The sequence below is a fragment of the Bacillus alveayuensis genome (assembly GCA_030812955.1).
GTDB lineage: Bacteria > Bacillota > Bacilli > Bacillales > Aeribacillaceae > Bacillus_CB > Bacillus_CB alveayuensis.
Map to the genome: position 1 here is coordinate 203,148 of JAUSTR010000001.1, position 18,160 is coordinate 221,307.

17 protein-coding genes and 1 riboswitch are annotated in these 18,160 nt (G+C 36.4%); of the genes, 16 read left to right on the forward strand and 1 reads right to left on the reverse strand.

The features are described 5' to 3' along the window. Positions 1 to 38: 38 nt before the first annotated feature. The 15 genes from J2S06_RS00995 to J2S06_RS01065 all read left to right on the forward strand — a co-directional run bounded on the left by J2S06_RS00995 (position 39) and on the right by J2S06_RS01065 (position 16,704). Positions 39 to 647: a TetR/AcrR family transcriptional regulator gene (locus tag J2S06_RS00995; protein ID WP_044893041.1), complete on the forward strand. Its 609-nt coding sequence runs from the start codon at positions 39 to 41 to the stop codon at positions 645 to 647. A 57-nt stretch (positions 648 to 704) separates the two neighbouring features. Then, positions 705 to 1,478 carry an enoyl-CoA hydratase gene (locus J2S06_RS01000; RefSeq protein WP_419151010.1) on the forward strand — a complete coding sequence of 258 codons (774 nt, stop codon included), beginning with the start codon at positions 705 to 707 and terminating at the stop codon, positions 1,476 to 1,478. 76 nt (positions 1,479 to 1,554) lie between these two features. Continuing rightward, positions 1,555 to 2,328 carry an electron transfer flavoprotein subunit beta/FixA family protein gene (locus J2S06_RS01005; protein WP_044893043.1) on the forward strand — a complete coding sequence of 258 codons (774 nt, stop codon included), beginning with the start codon at positions 1,555 to 1,557 and terminating at the stop codon, positions 2,326 to 2,328. 51 nt (positions 2,329 to 2,379) lie between these two features. Then, on the forward strand, positions 2,380 to 3,357 hold the full coding sequence (locus J2S06_RS01010) for an electron transfer flavoprotein subunit alpha/FixB family protein (protein WP_044893044.1): 978 nt from the start codon (positions 2,380 to 2,382) through the stop codon (positions 3,355 to 3,357). Between the two features lie 242 nt (positions 3,358 to 3,599). After that, complete coding sequence (trxA, locus tag J2S06_RS01015; protein ID WP_419151011.1) at positions 3,600 to 3,914, forward strand: thioredoxin; 315 nt, start codon at positions 3,600 to 3,602, stop codon at positions 3,912 to 3,914. Between the two features lie 250 nt (positions 3,915 to 4,164). After that, positions 4,165 to 5,361 (forward strand): hypothetical protein, encoded by a 1,197-nt coding sequence (locus J2S06_RS01020; RefSeq protein WP_419151012.1) that lies wholly within the window; start codon positions 4,165 to 4,167, stop codon positions 5,359 to 5,361. A 193-nt stretch (positions 5,362 to 5,554) separates the two neighbouring features. After that, positions 5,555 to 6,499, forward strand: a complete 945-nt coding sequence (locus tag J2S06_RS01025) for an NAD-dependent epimerase/dehydratase family protein (protein WP_044893047.1) — start codon at positions 5,555 to 5,557, stop codon at positions 6,497 to 6,499. After that, complete coding sequence (locus J2S06_RS01030; RefSeq protein WP_044893048.1) at positions 6,489 to 7,424, forward strand: lysylphosphatidylglycerol synthase transmembrane domain-containing protein; 936 nt, start codon at positions 6,489 to 6,491, stop codon at positions 7,422 to 7,424. The genes J2S06_RS01025 and J2S06_RS01030 overlap by 11 nt, the downstream gene beginning before the upstream one ends. Then, complete coding sequence (locus J2S06_RS01035; protein ID WP_419151013.1) at positions 7,421 to 8,875, forward strand: alkaline phosphatase family protein; 1,455 nt, start codon at positions 7,421 to 7,423, stop codon at positions 8,873 to 8,875. The genes J2S06_RS01030 and J2S06_RS01035 overlap by 4 nt, the downstream gene beginning before the upstream one ends. After that, entirely contained in the window at positions 8,872 to 9,636 is a 765-nt protein-coding gene (locus tag J2S06_RS01040; protein WP_419151014.1) for a glycosyltransferase family 2 protein, read from the forward strand. The genes J2S06_RS01035 and J2S06_RS01040 overlap by 4 nt, the downstream gene beginning before the upstream one ends. A 218-nt stretch (positions 9,637 to 9,854) precedes the next feature. Further along, the gene (locus tag J2S06_RS01045) at positions 9,855 to 10,613 is read left to right on the forward strand and encodes a hypothetical protein (RefSeq protein WP_419151015.1); all 759 of its coding nucleotides are present in this window, start codon (positions 9,855 to 9,857) and stop codon (positions 10,611 to 10,613) included. A gap of 27 nt (positions 10,614 to 10,640) precedes the next feature. Beyond that, positions 10,641 to 11,576 (forward strand): FTR1 family iron permease, encoded by a 936-nt coding sequence (locus tag J2S06_RS01050; protein ID WP_044893052.1) that lies wholly within the window; start codon positions 10,641 to 10,643, stop codon positions 11,574 to 11,576. A 255-nt stretch (positions 11,577 to 11,831) separates the two neighbouring features. Further along, positions 11,832 to 13,274 carry a nucleoporin-interacting protein gene (locus tag J2S06_RS01055; RefSeq protein WP_419151016.1) on the forward strand — a complete coding sequence of 481 codons (1,443 nt, stop codon included), beginning with the start codon at positions 11,832 to 11,834 and terminating at the stop codon, positions 13,272 to 13,274. 13 nt (positions 13,275 to 13,287) lie between these two features. After that, complete coding sequence (uvrC, locus tag J2S06_RS01060) at positions 13,288 to 15,060, forward strand: excinuclease ABC subunit UvrC (RefSeq protein WP_419151017.1); 1,773 nt, start codon at positions 13,288 to 13,290, stop codon at positions 15,058 to 15,060. Between the two features lie 72 nt (positions 15,061 to 15,132). After that, positions 15,133 to 15,316: riboswitch (Lysine riboswitch) on the forward strand. Between the two features lie 155 nt (positions 15,317 to 15,471). Further along, positions 15,472 to 16,704, forward strand: a complete 1,233-nt coding sequence (locus tag J2S06_RS01065) for an aspartate kinase (RefSeq protein WP_044893054.1) — start codon at positions 15,472 to 15,474, stop codon at positions 16,702 to 16,704. A gap of 36 nt (positions 16,705 to 16,740) precedes the next feature. Here J2S06_RS01065 and J2S06_RS01070 read toward each other — a convergent pair whose 3' ends face one another. Then, a complete protein-coding gene (locus tag J2S06_RS01070) occupies positions 16,741 to 17,163 on the reverse strand; it encodes a YslB family protein (protein ID WP_044893065.1) in 423 nt (140 codons plus the stop codon). 377 nt (positions 17,164 to 17,540) lie between these two features. Here J2S06_RS01070 and J2S06_RS01075 point away from each other — a divergent pair, with 377 nt between their 5' ends. Beyond that, positions 17,541 to 18,149, forward strand: coding sequence for a succinate dehydrogenase cytochrome b558 subunit (locus tag J2S06_RS01075; protein WP_044893055.1), 609 nt, complete (start codon positions 17,541 to 17,543; stop codon positions 18,147 to 18,149). Positions 18,150 to 18,160 lie beyond the last annotated feature (11 nt).

The window sequence follows — 18,160 nt, forward strand, 5'->3', positions numbered from 1 at the left end:
AATGAATAATCATTCATTTTTTGAAGGGAAGATACTCATTGAAGGATAAACGGCCAAAATATAAAAAAATTATTGAGGCAGCTGTCATGGTTATTGCGGAAAAAGGCTATCATGCAGCACAAGTGTCTAAAATAGCGAAACAGGCAGGGGTTGCCGACGGAACGATTTACCTATATTTTAAAAATAAAGATGATATTTTAATTTCCTTATTTAGAGAAAAAATGGGGATGCATATTGAAAAAATTCGGAAATGTTTAGAAGGGAAAAAGACAGCCTCAGAGAAATTGTATACATTAGTGGAAAATCATTTTTCTCAATTAAATAAAGATCGTCAATATGCGATTGTAACCCAATTAGAATTAAGGCAAACAAATCGTGAATTACGTCAACGTATCAACCTTGTTTTAAAGGAATACTTAAACTTAATTGATGAGATTGTCGAATATGGCGTAAGAACTGGAGAATTTCGCGAGGATTTAGATTTTAGGCTTGCTCGACAAATGATTTTTGGTACGATTGACGAAATCGCCACTACATGGGTGATGAATGATCAAAAATACGATTTAGTTAGTCTTGTAAGTAGTGTTCATGAGCTATTAATAGATGGTTTTCGTAAGAGGGATGCTTTATCATCTGATCATCCTTAGATGTAGCCTCTTTTCAAAATGATAAATGAATAGCTTATCCATAAAGGGGGAAATGCTTTGGAGTTTTTATCAGTTAAAAAGGAAAACTATGTAGCAACGGTTACATTCAATCGGCCTCCAGCAAACGCTTTAGCGTCTTCCGTTTTAAAGGAGCTAGACGCCGTTCTCGCTGAATTGGAAGTGGACCGTGACGTAAGGGTGTTAATCATCCATGGGGAAGGGAAATTTTTCTCTGCAGGCGCTGACATAAAAGAATTTACAACCATTGAAACGGCTGAAGATTTTTCAGAATTGGCAAAAAAAGGTCAAGAGGTATTTGAACGAATTGAACAATATCCTAAACCAGTGATTGCGGCCATTCATGGGGCTGCTCTTGGTGGAGGTCTTGAATTAGCGATGGCCTGCCATATTCGTTTCGCAACAGAAAGTGCCAAATTAGGTTTGCCAGAGCTTCAATTAGGAATTATTCCTGGCTTTGCTGGCTCGCAAAGGTTAACCCGCTACGTTGGAGTTGCGAAAGCGTTAGAAATGATGTTGACAAGTGAACCGATTACAGGTAAGGAAGCTTATCAAGCTGGTTTAGTCAATCATGTTGTCAAGGAAGAAGAACTGTTGGAGAAAGCTTATGAACTTGCCGCAAAAATAGCAGCTAAATCCCCATTATCCGTAAAAGCTGTTATTGAATTAGCCTACATGAATAAAAATAGCAGTTTTCAAGAAGGGTGTGAAAAAGAGGCGAATCTTTTTGGGCAATTGTTTCAAAGTGCTGATGCCAAGGAGGGAATTCAGGCATTTATTGAGAAGAGAAAGCCAAACTTTAAAGGTGAATAATATTTTTTTCACCTAAAAATTCTTAAAATTTATAAAAGAACGAAATGTCTTAACGATATTTAAGGGGGATATGAGAATGAACATTTATGTAATGATGAAACGTACTTTTGACACAGAAGAAAAAATTGTCATTGAAAATGACCAAATTGTTGAAGATGGAGCTGAATTTATTATTAACCCATATGATGAATATGCGATCGAAGAAGCCATTCAATTGCGTGATAAGCATGGAGGAGAAGTAACGGTTGTGACCGTTGGTTCCGAAGAAAGCGAAAAAGAGCTTCGGACAGCTCTAGCAATGGGGTGTGATAAAGCTGTTCTGATCAATGTAGAAGAAGATCTTGAAGATGGTGATCAATATACTACAGCAAAAATTCTTTATGAGTATTTAAAAGATCAAGAAATTGATTTAATCTTAGCTGGAAATGTAGCGATAGATGAAGGATCAGGACAAGTTGGCCCCCGCTTGGCTGAACTTTTAAATATTTCTTATGTGACAACGATCACGGACATTGAGATAAATGGCGATACGGTAAAAGTTGTACGAGATGTTGAAGGGGATTCAGAAGTCATAAAAACATCATTGCCGCTTTTAGTTACTGCTCAGCAAGGCTTAAATGAACCGCGCTATCCTTCATTGCCTGGAATTATGAAAGCGAAGAAGAAGCCGCTTGATGAGCTAGAATTAGATGATTTAGATCTTGATGAAGATGACGTCGCACCAAAAACGAAAACGCTTGAAATTTTCTTACCACCTAAAAAAGAATCTGGCAAGATTTTGCAAGGGGAATTGGAAGACCAAGTAAAAGAGCTTGTTTCCTTACTGAGAAACGAAGCGAAAGTCATTTAACAACAAATAATAAGGAATTACGATGGAAATTGAAAACAGGGGGAAATTAAAATGGCACGAAAAGTATTAGTATTAGGTGAGGTGCGCGATGGCACTTTACGAAACGTATCTTTTGAAGCGATTGCGGCTGCAAAGGTGGTAGCAGAAGGAGGAGAGGTTGTAGCGGCATTAATCGGAGCAAATGTAAAAGAGCTAGCTGCAGAAATGATTGCATATGGAGCGGATCGGGTTGTTGTTGTTGAAGACGAAAAATTAATTCATTATACACCTGATGGTTTTTCACAAGCTATAATGGCGGTGATTGAAGCGGAAAGCCCAGAAGGAATTATATTCGGCCATACAGCATTAGGGAAAGACTTATCACCGAAAATTGCGGCTAAGTTGCAATCAGGCCTTGTGTCTGATGTGACAAATATTGAAGTCGTTGGTGGAAATATTGTATTTACACGGCCAATTTATTCTGGAAAAGCATTTGAAAAGAAAATCGTAACAGAAGGTCTTATATTTGCAACCGTTCGTCCAAATAATATTTCAGCTTTAGATAGGGATGAAGCTAGAACAGGAGAAGTGTCTTCGCTAGCTGTCGATATTAAAGATTTGCGTACTATTGTTCAGGAAGTTGTTCGAAAAGCATCTGAAGGTGTCGATTTATCAGAAGCGAAAGTGATTGTGGCTGGCGGTCGCGGCGTGAAAAGTGCAGAAGGCTTTAAACCACTGCAAGAGCTTGCAGAAGTTTTAGGGGGAGCTGTCGGTGCATCGCGTGGAGCTTGTGACGCAGAATATTGTGATTACTCACTGCAGATTGGTCAAACAGGTAAAGTCGTAACTCCTGATTTATATATTGCTTGCGGGATATCTGGAGCCATTCAACATTTAGCAGGTATGTCAAACTCAAAGGTTATTGTTGCGATTAATAAAGATCCTGAAGCCAATATTTTTAAAGTAGCGGATTATGGAATTGTCGGCGACTTATTTGAAGTTGTGCCATTGTTAACCGAAGAATTTAAGAAGCTAAACATTCATTCATAAGGAAAAAACGTGCTCATATCAGAGCACGTTTTAGACTATCCACAACCCTTGCATTCTTTGTTCCTTTCGGTTCATGGACAGTCGAAATGCAGCAAAGTTTATGAAAACAGCCTTATTCTTACATAAAATTAGAATGATCAGGTTAGATTACAAACGACAAAGTCAAATTATTCGCATCGTGAAGTAGAAAATGGTATACTTTCACATATAGTATAGTACTTAAATAAGTAGGAGGAATACAGATGGCAATTACAAATGTAACAGATCAAAATTTTGCACAAGAAACTAATCAAGGTTTAGTTTTGGCTGATTTCTGGGCACCTTGGTGCGGACCTTGTAAAATGATTGCACCTGTTCTTGAAGAATTAGATCAAGAAATGGGGGACAAAGTTAAAATCGTTAAAATTAATGTTGATGAAAACCAAGAAACAGCAGGCAAATTCGGTATTATGAGCATTCCGACGCTACTTGTATTTAAAAATGGTGAAGTTGTTGATAAAGTGATTGGCTATCAACCGAAGGAAGCTCTAGCAGGGGTATTAAATAAACATATGTAAAAGGAAAGAGGCTTTTCGGAAGGAGCATTCTTTTTCTGGACGCCTAAGCTTTTTAAATTAAAGGTTCATAAACAGGTCATCTTCTCATAAACAGTTTAAAATAGCTTCCATTATGTAGGAGGCTATTTTATTTTGAAATGAAATCCTTCTGAATGAAAAATAGTATTGACAATGAAAATCGTTCTTATTATAATCAAATTAGTTTGTATTGATAATAATTTTCAATTTCAATATAGGAGGAACCATTACGATGAAAAAGCGTACGGCATTATCTTTATTTGCCACTGCATTGCTCGCTGGTGGTGTACTTGCTGCTTGTTCTAATGAAACGACTGAAGAAAAACAAGAAGCGTCTACAGAGGAAAGCGAAAAAGTAGATGAAAAACAAAATAATACGGACTTTTCACAAGTTGAAAAACAAGTAACGGCTTATCAAGAAATAAAAGCAGAACTAGAAAAAATGAAAGAAAATAAAGAAGTCGATTGGAACTTCGTATCAACAAATTATACAAATCATCTTCAACCTGAGGTCAACAAAATTGATGAAAGTGGAGAAATGGACCAAGCGATTTCGGCAGCTATTACAGCAGGGCAAAACGGTGATTTAGAACAAAATATTGCTCGCCAAATCATCGATAAAGTAACACAATCTTACTTTTATCAAAAACAAAAAAGCTTACATAAAGATGTTGTTGCCTTTTTAGAGGCTGGAGATGTTGATAAGGCAAAAGCTGCTTTTGATGAAATAAAACATTTAGCAAATGAAGTGTTTATTCCAACAGCAGTTAAGCGTGATGAGTATTATCAGCTTGAGGGCGACAAAAGCTTAGAGCAAAATATTAATGCTGGTTTATCAGCACAAGAAGAAGCATTAAACAATGAAAATGTAGAAGATTATAAAGTTTATACTCAGATTACCGATAAGTCTATTTATCGCAGTTATTATTTAGCAGCTAACTCATATGCTGAAAAGATTGAAGCTGGCATTAAAGAAGGAAAAGATGAAACAGAGCTAAAAATTGAACAAGCAGAAGCTTGGGGATTCTTACAAGCTATTAAAGGCTCTTTATCTGGTGGAGATGAAGAAGCTGCTGCGAAATTAGATGAAATCTTCTCACTTGATCAAACAGACGCGAAAACCATTAAAGCTTCTGAAGTTGACCAATTATTCACAAAGGCGATTTTAGGAAAAGCGAAAGGATATCACGAAAAAACAGCTGCTGCATTAGAAAATGAAGAATTTGTTGAAGCGCGTGTCGAAGCATTAGAAGGTAATATGTTTACGAAAATGATTGAACTAGAATTATTAGAAGTTCTTGGAGAAGAAAAAACAAATGAATTATTTGAGCATGCTGAAAGCTGGTTTAATGCTGTAAGTGAACAAAATACAGATGAAGCTAGCAAGCATAGTGAAGCTGTATTATCATTATTACAAGAGTTAGAGTAAAAGAATCATTCAATCGAACTTCTGTTAATGATAAAGTCTGTGAACGTGTTAAAATGAAACATTGATGTGAGCGTTGATCATAAGCCGAAAAAGCCGCATTTGCGGCTTTTTCATTTGAGGGAAAAATATCATATTGCGATGATGGATGTAAACATGTATATTGATAGGATGACATAAGTTTGAGGGTGTAGCTATGAAGATTATTGTGACTGGTGGAGCTGGATTTATCGGTACACATGTTGCTCGTGCCCTTATAAAAGAGGGACACGCTGTTCTTGTTATTGATAATTTTCATCCTTATTATAGTGTTGAACGAAAAAAAGATCATCTTGCCTATATAAAAGAAGCGGGGTCATTCTTTTTTGAGCAATTCGATTTACGAAACGAGGAAAAGACGTTGAATTGCTTTCAAAAATTCCTTCCAGATGCGGTCATTCACCTTGCTGCATTACCTGGTGTCAGAAACTCTATTTTACACCCGGAAGATTATATTGACTATGATATTAAAGCAACAGTCAATGTATTAAAAGCGGCGGGGGAAACGTCAGTAAACCATGTATTGTTTGCTTCTTCCTCATCTGTATATGGAAATATCCACCCAAAACCAATGAAAGAAGATATGGCTAATGGCCAGGTCATTTCTCCTTATGCTGCCGCGAAATATGGTGCTGAGTCCTTTTGTTTTGCGTATGAGCATTTATATGGGATTCAAGTGACCATTTTGAGATTTTTTACTGTTTATGGTCCTTGGGGAAGACCAGATATGGCGATTACAAAATTTTTACAAAAATCGCTTGCAGGTAAAGCGATTGAATTGTATGGAACAAATTCGGCTCGAGATTACACTTATATAGATGATGCGGTAGAAGGCATTCTCCGTGCCCTAACATATAATAAAAAATCAGATGTCTTTAACATTGGGAGCTCACAGCCGATTCCTCTATTAGAAGTTGTGAAGGAAATGAAACAGTTTTTCCCTGAAATGAAGTTCGTTGAAACAAAACGACAGCTTGGGGATGTAGCATGGACATGGGCAGATATTACAAAAGCAAAAAAATTGTTAGGCTTTGAGCCGAAGACAACATTTCAAGAAGGATTGAGAAAGACTGTTGAGTGGGCGAAAGCATATGCAAAGTAAAATAAAAATGCTAGTCGGCCTCCTTCTCGTCATTTTATGTTTATGGCTTGTTCTTTTTTATTTTGACTGGAATATTTTAAAGGATATGGGCATATTGATCGTCATGCACCCAGCTCTTTTAATTTTCATGATTTTTGTTTATTTACAAGCTTTTTTGCTTCGTGCCTATGCTTGGTATTTGTACATGCAAAAGAGGGTTTTGTATAAAGTTTGTTTAAGTGGTGTGTTTTACAGCATGCTTTTTAATCATCTTCTGCCATTTAAAGGTGGAGATCTTGTTCGAATTGGGATAGTCGTTTTACAAAATGAAAATAAAATGAAAAAAGATGAAGTCATTCATTCTGTTCTTGTGATGCGATTTCTTGACGTTTTCATTTTAGCAGCTATTAGTGCATGTGGAGGTTTGTTATTGTTTCAAAACGTTTTTATTGCACGACCGTTTGTTTATATAGCCTTATTAGCAGGTGGGCTTCTTGCCTTCATCTTCTTGATAGCAAATAAATGTTTCAAAGATTTTTATACTCGTCATTGGAGACTATTGAAAGCCGGACTTATTGGAAAACAAGGATTTTATATTGTAAGCATTGTTATCATAAGTTGGTTTTTAGAAGGGATTGTCTTATTTGGTGTGTTAATGGACCATTCCAACCCAATCACGTGGCTGCAAGCCGTGTGGGTAAACAGCTTAACGGTAGGAGGACAGTTTTTTCAAATAACCCCAGGTGGACTTGCAACATATGAAGCAATGATGTCATTTGGATTAAAGGCGCTAAATGTTCCTTATGCTACTGGATTAGCAGCTGCTGTTGTTACGCATTTATTTAAATTTATATTTTCGTTTATTGTCGGTATCATTGCATTTACATTACATCCACTTGATGTTACACGTATTCGTTCTTTGTTAAAGGAAAGGGGATTTTCGTGAAACAAGCATCAGCTTTTGAAAAATTTGCCGCTCGTTGTTGGAATTTATTAAATGAGGGAAAGCCATTTACTCCTATTTTTACAGTCGGAACGATGTTCATCTTTCATTTAACTAATGTATTCGATTGGAATCTTTATTCATCATTTCTTATGACTTTGCCTTTATTTATTGTTTATTATTTATTTGATTTTCCGCTTTTTCTACGGAATTATTTATGGATTCCCTTTGTCATCTATTTAATTTTGTTTCAAGTTGTGTCAATTCCTCTTTTGGTTACGGCTATTTTGCTCTATTTCTTTTTTACCGTATTTTTTTGGGGGACGTTATATTATCATTTGCGAATCGGAACATCTTGGTTAAATTTCACAAGATTTTGGAAGCTTGTATTAAAAAATAGTGATTCAACAAGTGGAAATGCTCAAGAACAGCTACCGAAGTTTTTACTATTATTATCGGTTTGGAATTATTTCTATATATCGGATTTAACTGAATTTGAATATTACGATTGGCTTTTCATTGCATGCTTTTACTTGTTTGTATCGGTATTTGCGTTTATATTGCATCAAAAACTTTTCGATTGGAAACCTTCTATTATTTCGACATACACACAAAATGTTCCACCACCGAAAGAGGCTGTAACAAAAAAAGTCGTTGTCATCGTCATTGATGGAATGAGAAAGGAGCGCTTTGAGGAAGCGAATACCCCATTTTTAGATGAGCTCAGACGTAGAGGTACTGAATTTACACAAATGGAAACCGTATATCCAGCGAGAACAGTCGTATGCTTTACATCAATGTTTACTGGGACTTATCCTTTTGAGCACGGGATTAAATCGAATATGGTGTGGAAGCTGGGGATTAAAGTCGAAAGTATTTTTGATTCCCTACGGAAAGTTGGTAAAAAAGGAAGACTTCTCGGTATTGCTCACCTCGTTGATTCAATGGGTGATGATGTTGAAACGGTTACGGCGGTTATGCATAAGGATGAAGCAGATCGCAATATCATTGAGCGAGCAAAAAAAATTATGGACGAACAAGATCCCGATTTGCTTGTCGTACAACTAATTGGAACCGATCAAATCGGCCATAGCCGCGGTGTATTATATGATGAATATATCGAAAAAATAGAAGAAGCGGATGCGTTAATAAAAGAGTATGTGGATTGGTTAGAGGAGAAAGGAAAGATGGAAGATACAACTTTGATCATATGTGCTGATCATGGACAAGCTGATGGAATTGGGGGGCACGGCCATTTAGACGAGGGAGAGCGTTTCGTTCCATTTTTTATGGCGGGGCCTTCCATTGAAGAAGGGAAAGCCATACGTGAAAAGCATTCTCTTGTTTCCCTTGCTCCGACGATTAGTTATTTATTAGGAGCACCATATCCGAGTCATAGCCGTGGTCCAGTATTAGTAGAGGCATTAAAAAAGACAGCAGGTGAACGAAAATGAAACAGCAGAAAGTGATGGTCTTTCTTCCAGCATATAATGAAGAAGAATCCATTGCGGATGTCATAAAAAAAATTCCTCGAAATTTTCACCAGAACGTTTCCGTTCAAATATTAGTTGTGGATGATGGTTCTAAAGATCGTACAGTGAAGGTGGCAAAAGAAGCTGGGGCGGATTATATTGTTCAGCATTCGACCAATCGCGGACTCGGAGCAGCTGTAAGAACGGCTTTAAAAGAATGTTTAAAGCTAGGTGCAGACATTGGTGTTATGATTGATGCGGATAATGAATATCCAGCCGAGCAAATTCCGCAATTACTAGAGCCAATTTTTAAAGGAGAAGCAGATTATACGATGGGCTCTCGTTTTTTAGGAACGATTAAAGGGATGAAATGGCATCGTCGAATTGGAAACTACTGTTTTACCTTTTTACAAAGCATTCTTTTAAGAAAATGGATTTATGACGGGCAATCTGGGATGAGAGCATTTACAAAACAGGCGATGGAGAATGCAGAGATCATTCATGATTACAATTACGCACAAGTCGTGACACTTAATTTATTACGAAAAGGGTTTCGGGTAAAGGAAGTACCAATAAATTATCAAGTAAGGACAAAAGGAGAGTCGTTTATAAAATTTAAAGCATATATGAGCTCAGTGCTTCCTGCGATCATAAAGGAAATGATACGACCGGTTACAAAAGTAGAAGTTGATCGATCAGCTCACATATTAGAACAATACAATAGAAACGAAAAAATCTCATAAAAGAGCTGACAATAGTTTTTGCAGCTCTTTTCTTTATTGAAGTTGCTTTAAAGATTTCATAAGTCAATCGATAATTCTCCGCCACTTTTCTCATTTCATATGTTTTTCATTGATGAGATGAATAGAACGAAAGTTTGCAAAAACTGCATTTATAATAAATGATCATATTGACTTTTTTGCTGATAATTATTATCATTATCAATGTAGGAGGATATAAGATGAAAGCTATTAAAATGTTTTTTTTGTCAAATATGATAATGATAATTATTTTCAACTACATATTTGTTTCGACAGCAAATGCTTATTCATACGGAGATCCGGGAAAAGAAAATTTTGCGGAAGCGTATAAAGAAATCGATCAATATACAAAAGATGGCCAGTGGGATCAAGCTTTTGCGGTTTATGAAAACTATCAAAAAGAATTTGAGTTATATTTTACGAAACCAAAAAAGTTTATTGAGGAAGCTTTTGACAAGAAGGATCGTGAGCTTTTATTAAAGAGCTATCAAGCTGCCTTAGCACTAAACATTGAACGTCGCCTGCATTTTGCTGAAGAATCTTTTAATGAATATGGTCAAGCAAAGCTTTTATTAGCGAAGGCAAGAGGGACATACGACGTTTTATATCCATTAGCTGTTAAGGAGCTCGGTCAAGAGAAGGCAGATGAAATTTATAAAGCTTTTGATGATATGCTTGTTTCTTTGGGGAATCCTGGGTTATTTGGAATCGGAAATCAAGAAAATGACCCGGAAACGTTTAACGATAACCTTACTTTTATCATTGATCGTATTTCTACAACGTTCCCGCTTCCGAACAATTCAGAGAGTGATGGTTCTCATTTAACAGAAGAAAATTTAGGGATCGATACATCCTTAAATGATGAAAGCCACCCTTTTTGGTTATGGTTTACAATCGCATTAGTCATTATTTTTGTATTAATCGTCTTCATACAGAGAAGAAAAAAAAGAACATCATGACAACAAGGATAGAGGGGGGATCACATCATGGATTTCCAAGCTTTTCTGATTACATTTCGCGAAGCACTTGAAGCTATTTTAATTGTCGGTTTAATTATTTCATATTTAACTCGACTGAACGCTAATAAGTATAATAAATGGGTTTATTTAGGAGTTTTTCTTGCCATTGTCTCAAGCTTCATTGTCGCATTGATTTTTCAAGTGGTTTTAACCGGCTTTTCAAGTTTTGGAGCGGAAGTTTATTTAAAAGTTGGAATTATGTTTGCGTCAGTGCTATTACTCACGCACATGGTTCATTGGATGAAAAAACAATCCAAAGATATTAATAGTGACTTGCAGAAAAAAATTCAAGCTGTTGTCACAGCAGGTAGTGCTTCAGCGATGATTATCCATTCTTATCTTGTTGTCGTCCGTGAAGGGGTTGAAACCGTTTTTTATTTTGCAGCCATTTCGGGTGGTGATATTACAAAAGTATTTACAAGCTATGGTGCGTTAAGTGGATTGTTAATGGCACTTCTTATTGGATACCTTTTCTTTACAGGGACAATGAAAATATCACTAAAAGCTTTCTTTAATGTGACAGGCGTATTAATTATGTTTATTGCTGCAGGATTACTTGTTCAAGGAATTGGGATATTGCAAGACTTAGGGAAAATGGGATCAATCATTACGACACCAGAAGGAAAACCAGCACCACTTTATAACATCATTGAATTTATGCCTGAACATTATGTCGATGAAGTTCATTACGAACGGGATACTGGAAAAGAAGTGATGATTAGTGGGCAAATTGGTCTGTTTATGGCAGCAATGTTTGGCTACAGTCATAATCCTTCATTTGAACAAGTAGCGGCATATTGGTTATACTTTATCGGAGTGTTTCTATGGGTGAAATTTTTAGGGAAACGATCAAAACCTATTCAAACGAATAAGGAAATGGAAATCAAATCAATGAATGCTTAACAAAAAGGCTCGCTTATAGCGAGCCTTCAGTGTGTGTAGACAAAGTCTATATGAAACAAATTTTCAGACTGAATGAAAACGCTTGTCATTCGAGGCACGAGCCCGATGAGAAGCGGAGTTACCAAGTAAGGTAATGAGCATTCGAAGAGGGCGAAGTAACAAAGAATGCAAGCGTTTGCCAACAGTCTGAAGGCTCGCTTATAGCGTGCCTTGCTTTCATTTCATATAGTTTTCTCGATGGGAGGTTAGTATTTCTTGGGAAATCGTGTCGAAAAGAAGTTCCAATGGTTTTATTTTTTCATGATCGGGATTCTTCTTTTTTATATGGTTCAAAACTCTCTTTCTCGTGTAAGCAGTTGGGACGAAGTAGATTTTGCTCTCGGTGTTGTACAATATGATTTACTTAGAATGCAGCCCCATTTTCCAGGTTATCCTTATTTTATTTTAGGAGGTATGCTTTTTTCGACTTTTTTACAGGATCCAATCAAATCCCTTGTATATTTCAATATTTTTATATATATCACTTCTTTTTTTCCCATTTATCAATTAGCAAAGACAGCCGTTCAAAATCGGGGGCTTTTCGTTACAAGCTTTGTTGTTTCTTTTCCGTTTTTAACAGTCATTACGGTACAGCCAATGTCAGAGGGAGCTGCAATTGCGGCCATGTGGTGGTTTTTGTGGTCTCTTATTTATGCTCGAAATCAAAAGCGGCAATGGCTAAAATTGTTGCCATCATTTTTATTTAGCATATTGCTAGGTATTCGTTTATCTTATATACCGTTAGGAATTGGGCTAATATGGCTTTGGTTGGAAGAATGGAAAGATCATAAGAATTGGAAAAAAATAATTGTTCATCTACTTTTTGCACTGTTTTTCCAAAGTGTTTGGATCTTCGGATTAATCTTGTCAGAGGGGGGCTTACATAGCTTTCTTTCACTAGCCATTTCGTTCATCAACGGACATTTTTCTGATTGGGGAGGAGCGATCACTGTTGAAAGTGATGGATCAATTGGAGAGAGATTATCTCAATTCGTGTTATATAATTTATTATGGACGGGAATATCAGGGCAGTCGGTCATCTTAAGTATTTTATATCTCGTTTTATTAGGGATAGCTTTAGCTTTTTCCATAAAAGGAAGATTAACAAAGCTTGATGTATTACTGATTTCTAGCTTTGTCGCTTATTTTTTTTGGGCCTTATTGGCCCAAAATATTGAAAAGCCAAGACATGTATTGCCGCTTGCTTCCATATGTGTGTTTTTTATTTGGACAAAATGCTTATTATCATTTCGAAAGCGAACATTCATATGGTTCATGACGGCTGTTTTCGTTTTTCAAGCATATGTATCGATTGATTTGTTAGTCAAGCAAAAAAATGAAACTCCTGCCGTACACCAATTTATTCATTTTTTAAACGAGCAAGAAGAACCCTTTATTGTTTATACATGGGAAGAAACGAGAGTAATGGAATATGAAAATGTGTCTTTTCAACATAAACGGTTGATGACGTATTCATTGTTTTTACAAGATATTTCTTATTATGAAGATCGAACGATTTATGTGACAAATCATGTTGTAGAAGGATTTGAACAACAAGGATTTGATCTATCAAACCGTCTTGAAAAAGTAGCGGAATTTTCATCAAGTGAGATTTTTGATCCTGTTTATAGTAAAATAATACTTTATAAATGGGAGTAACGGAGTGATCAAAATGTACGAGCATCTAAAAGAAAAACTAGCACTGCTACCTGATCAGCCAGGCTGCTATTTAATGAAAGATAAACATGGTACAGTCATTTATGTTGGAAAAGCGAAAGTGTTGAAAAACCGTGTACGCTCCTATTTTACGGGTACCCATGATGGGAAAACGTTACGTTTAGTGAATGAAATTGCTGACTTTGAATATATCGTGACCTCTTCGGATATAGAAGCACTGTTATTAGAAATGAATTTAATAAAAAAACATGATCCTAAGTATAATGTGATGTTAAAGGATGACAAAAGCTATCCTTTTATTAAAATCACTGCAGAACGTCATCCACGCCTCATCGTTACGCGCAAGGTGAAAAAAGATAAAGGTAAATACTTTGGTCCATATCCAAATGTTCAAGCTGCCCGAGAAACAAAAAAATTGCTTGACCGCATGTATCCCTTAAGAAAATGTCATACGTTGCCAGATCGTGTCTGCTTATATTATCATATGGGACAATGTCTTGCTCCTTGTGTAAACGATATTTCAGAAGAAACGAATAAGAAGATGGTTGAAGGAATTTCACGCTTTCTAAAAGGTGGTTATCAAGAAGTAAAAAAAGAGCTAACGGAAAAAATGCTCAAAGCATCAGAAGCGCTTGAGTTTGAAAAGGCTAAAGAATATCGTGATCAAATTGCCTATATAGAAACTCTTATGAAAAAGCAAAAAATGGTATTGAACGATTTTGTAGATCGGGATGTATTTGCTTATTACTATGATAAAGGATGGATGTGCGTTCAAGTTTTTTTTATTAGACAAGGGAATTTAATCGAGCGCGATGTTTCGATTTTTCCAATTTATCGGGAGCCGGAAGAGGAGTTTTTAACGTTTTTAGGACAATTTTATTCGCAAAATCATCATATTTTGCCAAAAGAAATCTTGTTACCGGATGATGTAGAAGCTGATCTTGTGAAGGAGCTCCTTCAAATAGAAGTCTTGCAGCCAAAAAGAGGAGTAAAAAAGGATCTCGTTTTACTTGCTTATAAAAATGCGAAAATATCATTAAAGGAAAAGTTTTCTTTAATTGAGCGCGATGAAGACAGAACAATTAAAGCAATTGAAAACCTTGGGAAGCATTTGAAAATCCCGACACCGCAAAGAATCGAGGCGTTTGACAACTCCAATATACAAGGGACGGATGCCGTATCGGCGATGGTTGTGTTTACAGATGGAAAACCGAATAAAAAAGAATATAGAAAATTTAAGATTAAGTCTGTCGAAGGACCCGATGATTATGAGTCAATGAAAGAGGTTATTAGAAGGCGTTATACTCGTGTATTAAAAGAGTCATTGCCGCTAGCGGATTTGATTATTGTCGATGGTGGAAAAGGTCAAATAAGTGCAGCAAGAGACGTTTTAGAAAATGAATTAGGACTTGATATTCCTGTAGCAGGATTAGTAAAAGATGAAAAGCATCGAACGGCACATTTAGTCATTGGCAGCCCACCAGAAGTTGTGGAACTGGAAAGAAACAGTCAAGAATTTTATTTACTCCAACGAATTCAAGATGAAGTACACCGGTTTGCGATTACATTTCACCGCCAAGTGCGCAGCAAACAAGCTTTTAAATCTGTTTTAGATGATATTCCAGGGGTTGGACAAAAAAGAAAACAGCAGCTTTTAAAAGCTTTCGGGTCCATCGATCAAATGAAAAAAGCTAACCTTGAGGATTTACGTCGTGCAGGTATGCCAAAAAATATCGCACAAAAAATATTGGAAAAATTCAAAAGTTAACATTGAAATTACAACAATTGTCTGTTACTATTTATTTAAATTGAATACTGTGATCGTTTAGTTCGTTCGTGTTATGAAGATAGAGGTGCGAACTTCAAGAGTAAAATGCATGAGGAGAATGGACTCCAAAGATTGCATTTGAAAGGGGAGCGTCGCCGAAGTGAGGTAAGATCCATTGCTTATCTCGCTGGTTCTACATTGAATAAATGTAGGACTGTCAAGAAGGGAGAAAACTTCTTGGAGAGCTATCTCATTGATGCTAGAACGATGAATAAGTTTATATTTTTCGTTTAGGCTAGCAATGAGATCAGGTCTCATTGCTTTTTTTATTGGTCAAATAGCTTTCCAATCAAACCTTATACACATGAACATCGATCACAAAGGAGAATAAAGAAAAGAGGAGAAGTGGAAATGGGAATAGTTGTTCAAAAATTTGGTGGAACTTCTGTAGGGAGTGTTGAGCGAATTCAAAATGTAGCCAAACGAGTCATTGCTGAAAAAGACCGTGGAAAAGATGTTGTCGTTGTCGTGTCAGCAATGGGTAAAACGACAGATCAGTTAGTATCACTTGCTCATGAAATATCCAAAAAACCGAGTAAAAGAGAAATGGACATGCTCTTAACGACAGGTGAACAAGTGACCATTTCCTTATTGTCAATGGCTTTGCAAGAACAAGGCTATGAAACCGTTTCGTTTACAGGTTGGCAGGCAGGAATTATGACAGAACCTGTTCACGGAAATGCGCGAATCACGAAAATTATAACAGATCGACTGGAGCAAGAGCTGAAACAAGGGAAAATTGTCATCGTAGCTGGATTCCAAGGAATGACGGAAAGCGGTGAAATTACAACGTTAGGAAGAGGCGGGTCTGATACAACAGCGGTTGCATTGGCTGCAGCGCTTAAAGCTGAAAAATGTGACATTTATACAGATGTGACAGGGGTATTTACAACAGACCCCCGCTATGTGAAAGGAGCACGAAAGCTTGAAGCTATTTCTTATGATGAAATGCTTGAATTGGCTAATTTAGGAGCTGGTGTGCTGCATCCAAGAGCTGTTGAATTCGCGAAAAACTACAACGTATTGCTTGAAGTAAGATCAAGTATGGAAATGGAAAGAGGGACAATTGTAGAGGAGGAAACATACATGGAACAAAATTTAGTTGTAAGAGGAATTGCTTTTGAAGATCAAGTGACAAGGGTGTCTGTATGCGGGCTGCCAAATAGTATTCATACATTATCTACGATTTTCTCAACGCTTGCAGAACACGGAATTAATGTCGATATTATCATTCAAAGTACTTCAAAAGAAGAACTCACTTCTATTTCTTTCTCGATTAAAACAGAGGACCTTGATGAAACATTAAAAGTGCTAAAACAACATCAAAACCAGCTTCAATTTGAAAAAATTGAATATGAGAAAAATTTAGCAAAAGTTTCGATCGTTGGATCAGGTATGATATCAAATCCAGGGGTAGCAGCGCAAATGTTTAACGAATTAGCCGATCACGGTATCCTCATTAAAATGGTCAGTACGTCAGAAATTAAAGTATCTGTCGTTGTGGATGAAGATAAAATGGTTGAAGCCGTTGAAGTCCTGCATGAAGCCTTCAACTTATCAAAGCAAGAAGAAGTTGTGAAGTAATGGAATGAGAAGGGGAGTTTGAAAGCTTACTCCCCTTTAAGTTTGGTCTTTAGAATCCCATTTAACTGTAAAGATTACTTTTTTAGCACGAGGTTTAATCTCTTCATACGTTTCCGTCACAACTTGGTTCATTTGTTGAATTTGCTCAGCGATAAATCCTGCTTCAAGTTGAAATGAAGGGGTCTTTTGCAACGTAAAACGCGTTGTGATCAACTCGCTCGTTAATTCCATTACGATTTCATGTTTCTTTTCGTTTATGATTTCAAGCATACCCCAACCAGCATAAGAAAAAAAAGAAATGATTTCTTCAGTAGAAGATAAAGGATATTGACGGGCAAGACGCTTTCCGGCCCAATATAAAAGCGAGCTTGAATGTTGACCGAGCAAGTCTGGGATTAAAATTTCACGTAATAATTCGTATCCGAATGCACTTACTCGTAAATCTTGAAGGTGTTCCATTTTCTCTTTTAATGTATTGATTTTCACGCGATTCCCCTCTTTCTTCTAAACCAATAATATTATAACAACTTTATGAAAGGATGGAAGATAAATAGATATTCAATTAATTAATAAGAATTTAAACATATTAATAAAGTAAAAATAAATCAAATTTTATACATTAATTTTTCTAAAAATTTGAATACTTGAACACGTTTTCTTGACGCTATTTCCAGATGAGAGTACAATGAATTTGTCATAAAGTTTTTCGAGTATTTTAGCTATACATTTGTCGAACATTGTATATTACCATGTTTGATAAATGTATACGAAGAAAAGCTGGGGAGTAGGAGAGATCCAAAAATGAATATGTATTTGAGATTAGGGGGTTAGTGTCCATGGCAGGTAACAGAGAATTTGTTAACCGGAGATTACATTCACTATTAGGAGTTGTACCAATTGGCATATTTTTAATTCAACATCTTGTTGTCAACCATTTTGCAACAAAAGGGCCTGAGGCTTTCAACGAGGCTGCTCATTTTATGGAAAATTTGCCTTTTAGGTACTTTTTAGAAGTATTCATTATTTTTCTTCCACTTTTATATCATGCTATTTATGGTATTTATATTGCTTTTACAGCAAAAAACAATGTTAGTCAATATAGTTATTTTCGAAATTGGATGTTTCTCCTACAACGTATAACTGGTATTATTACGCTTATTTTTGTTGCTTGGCACGTGTGGGAAACACGCATAGCTGCAGCATTCGGAGCAGACGTCAACTTTGACATGATGGCCAGCATTTTAAGTAGTCCTGTTATGTTAGTCTTTTACATAGTAGGTGTGCTTTCAGCCATTTTTCACTTCGCCAATGGTCTATGGTCATTTGCAGTTAGTTGGGGGATCACTGTTACTCCTCGTTCTCAGCAAATCACAACATATGTTACAATGGGAATTTTCGTAGCGCTTTCTATTGTAGGATTACGAGCAATTTTTGCTTTCGTATAATGGTACAAATT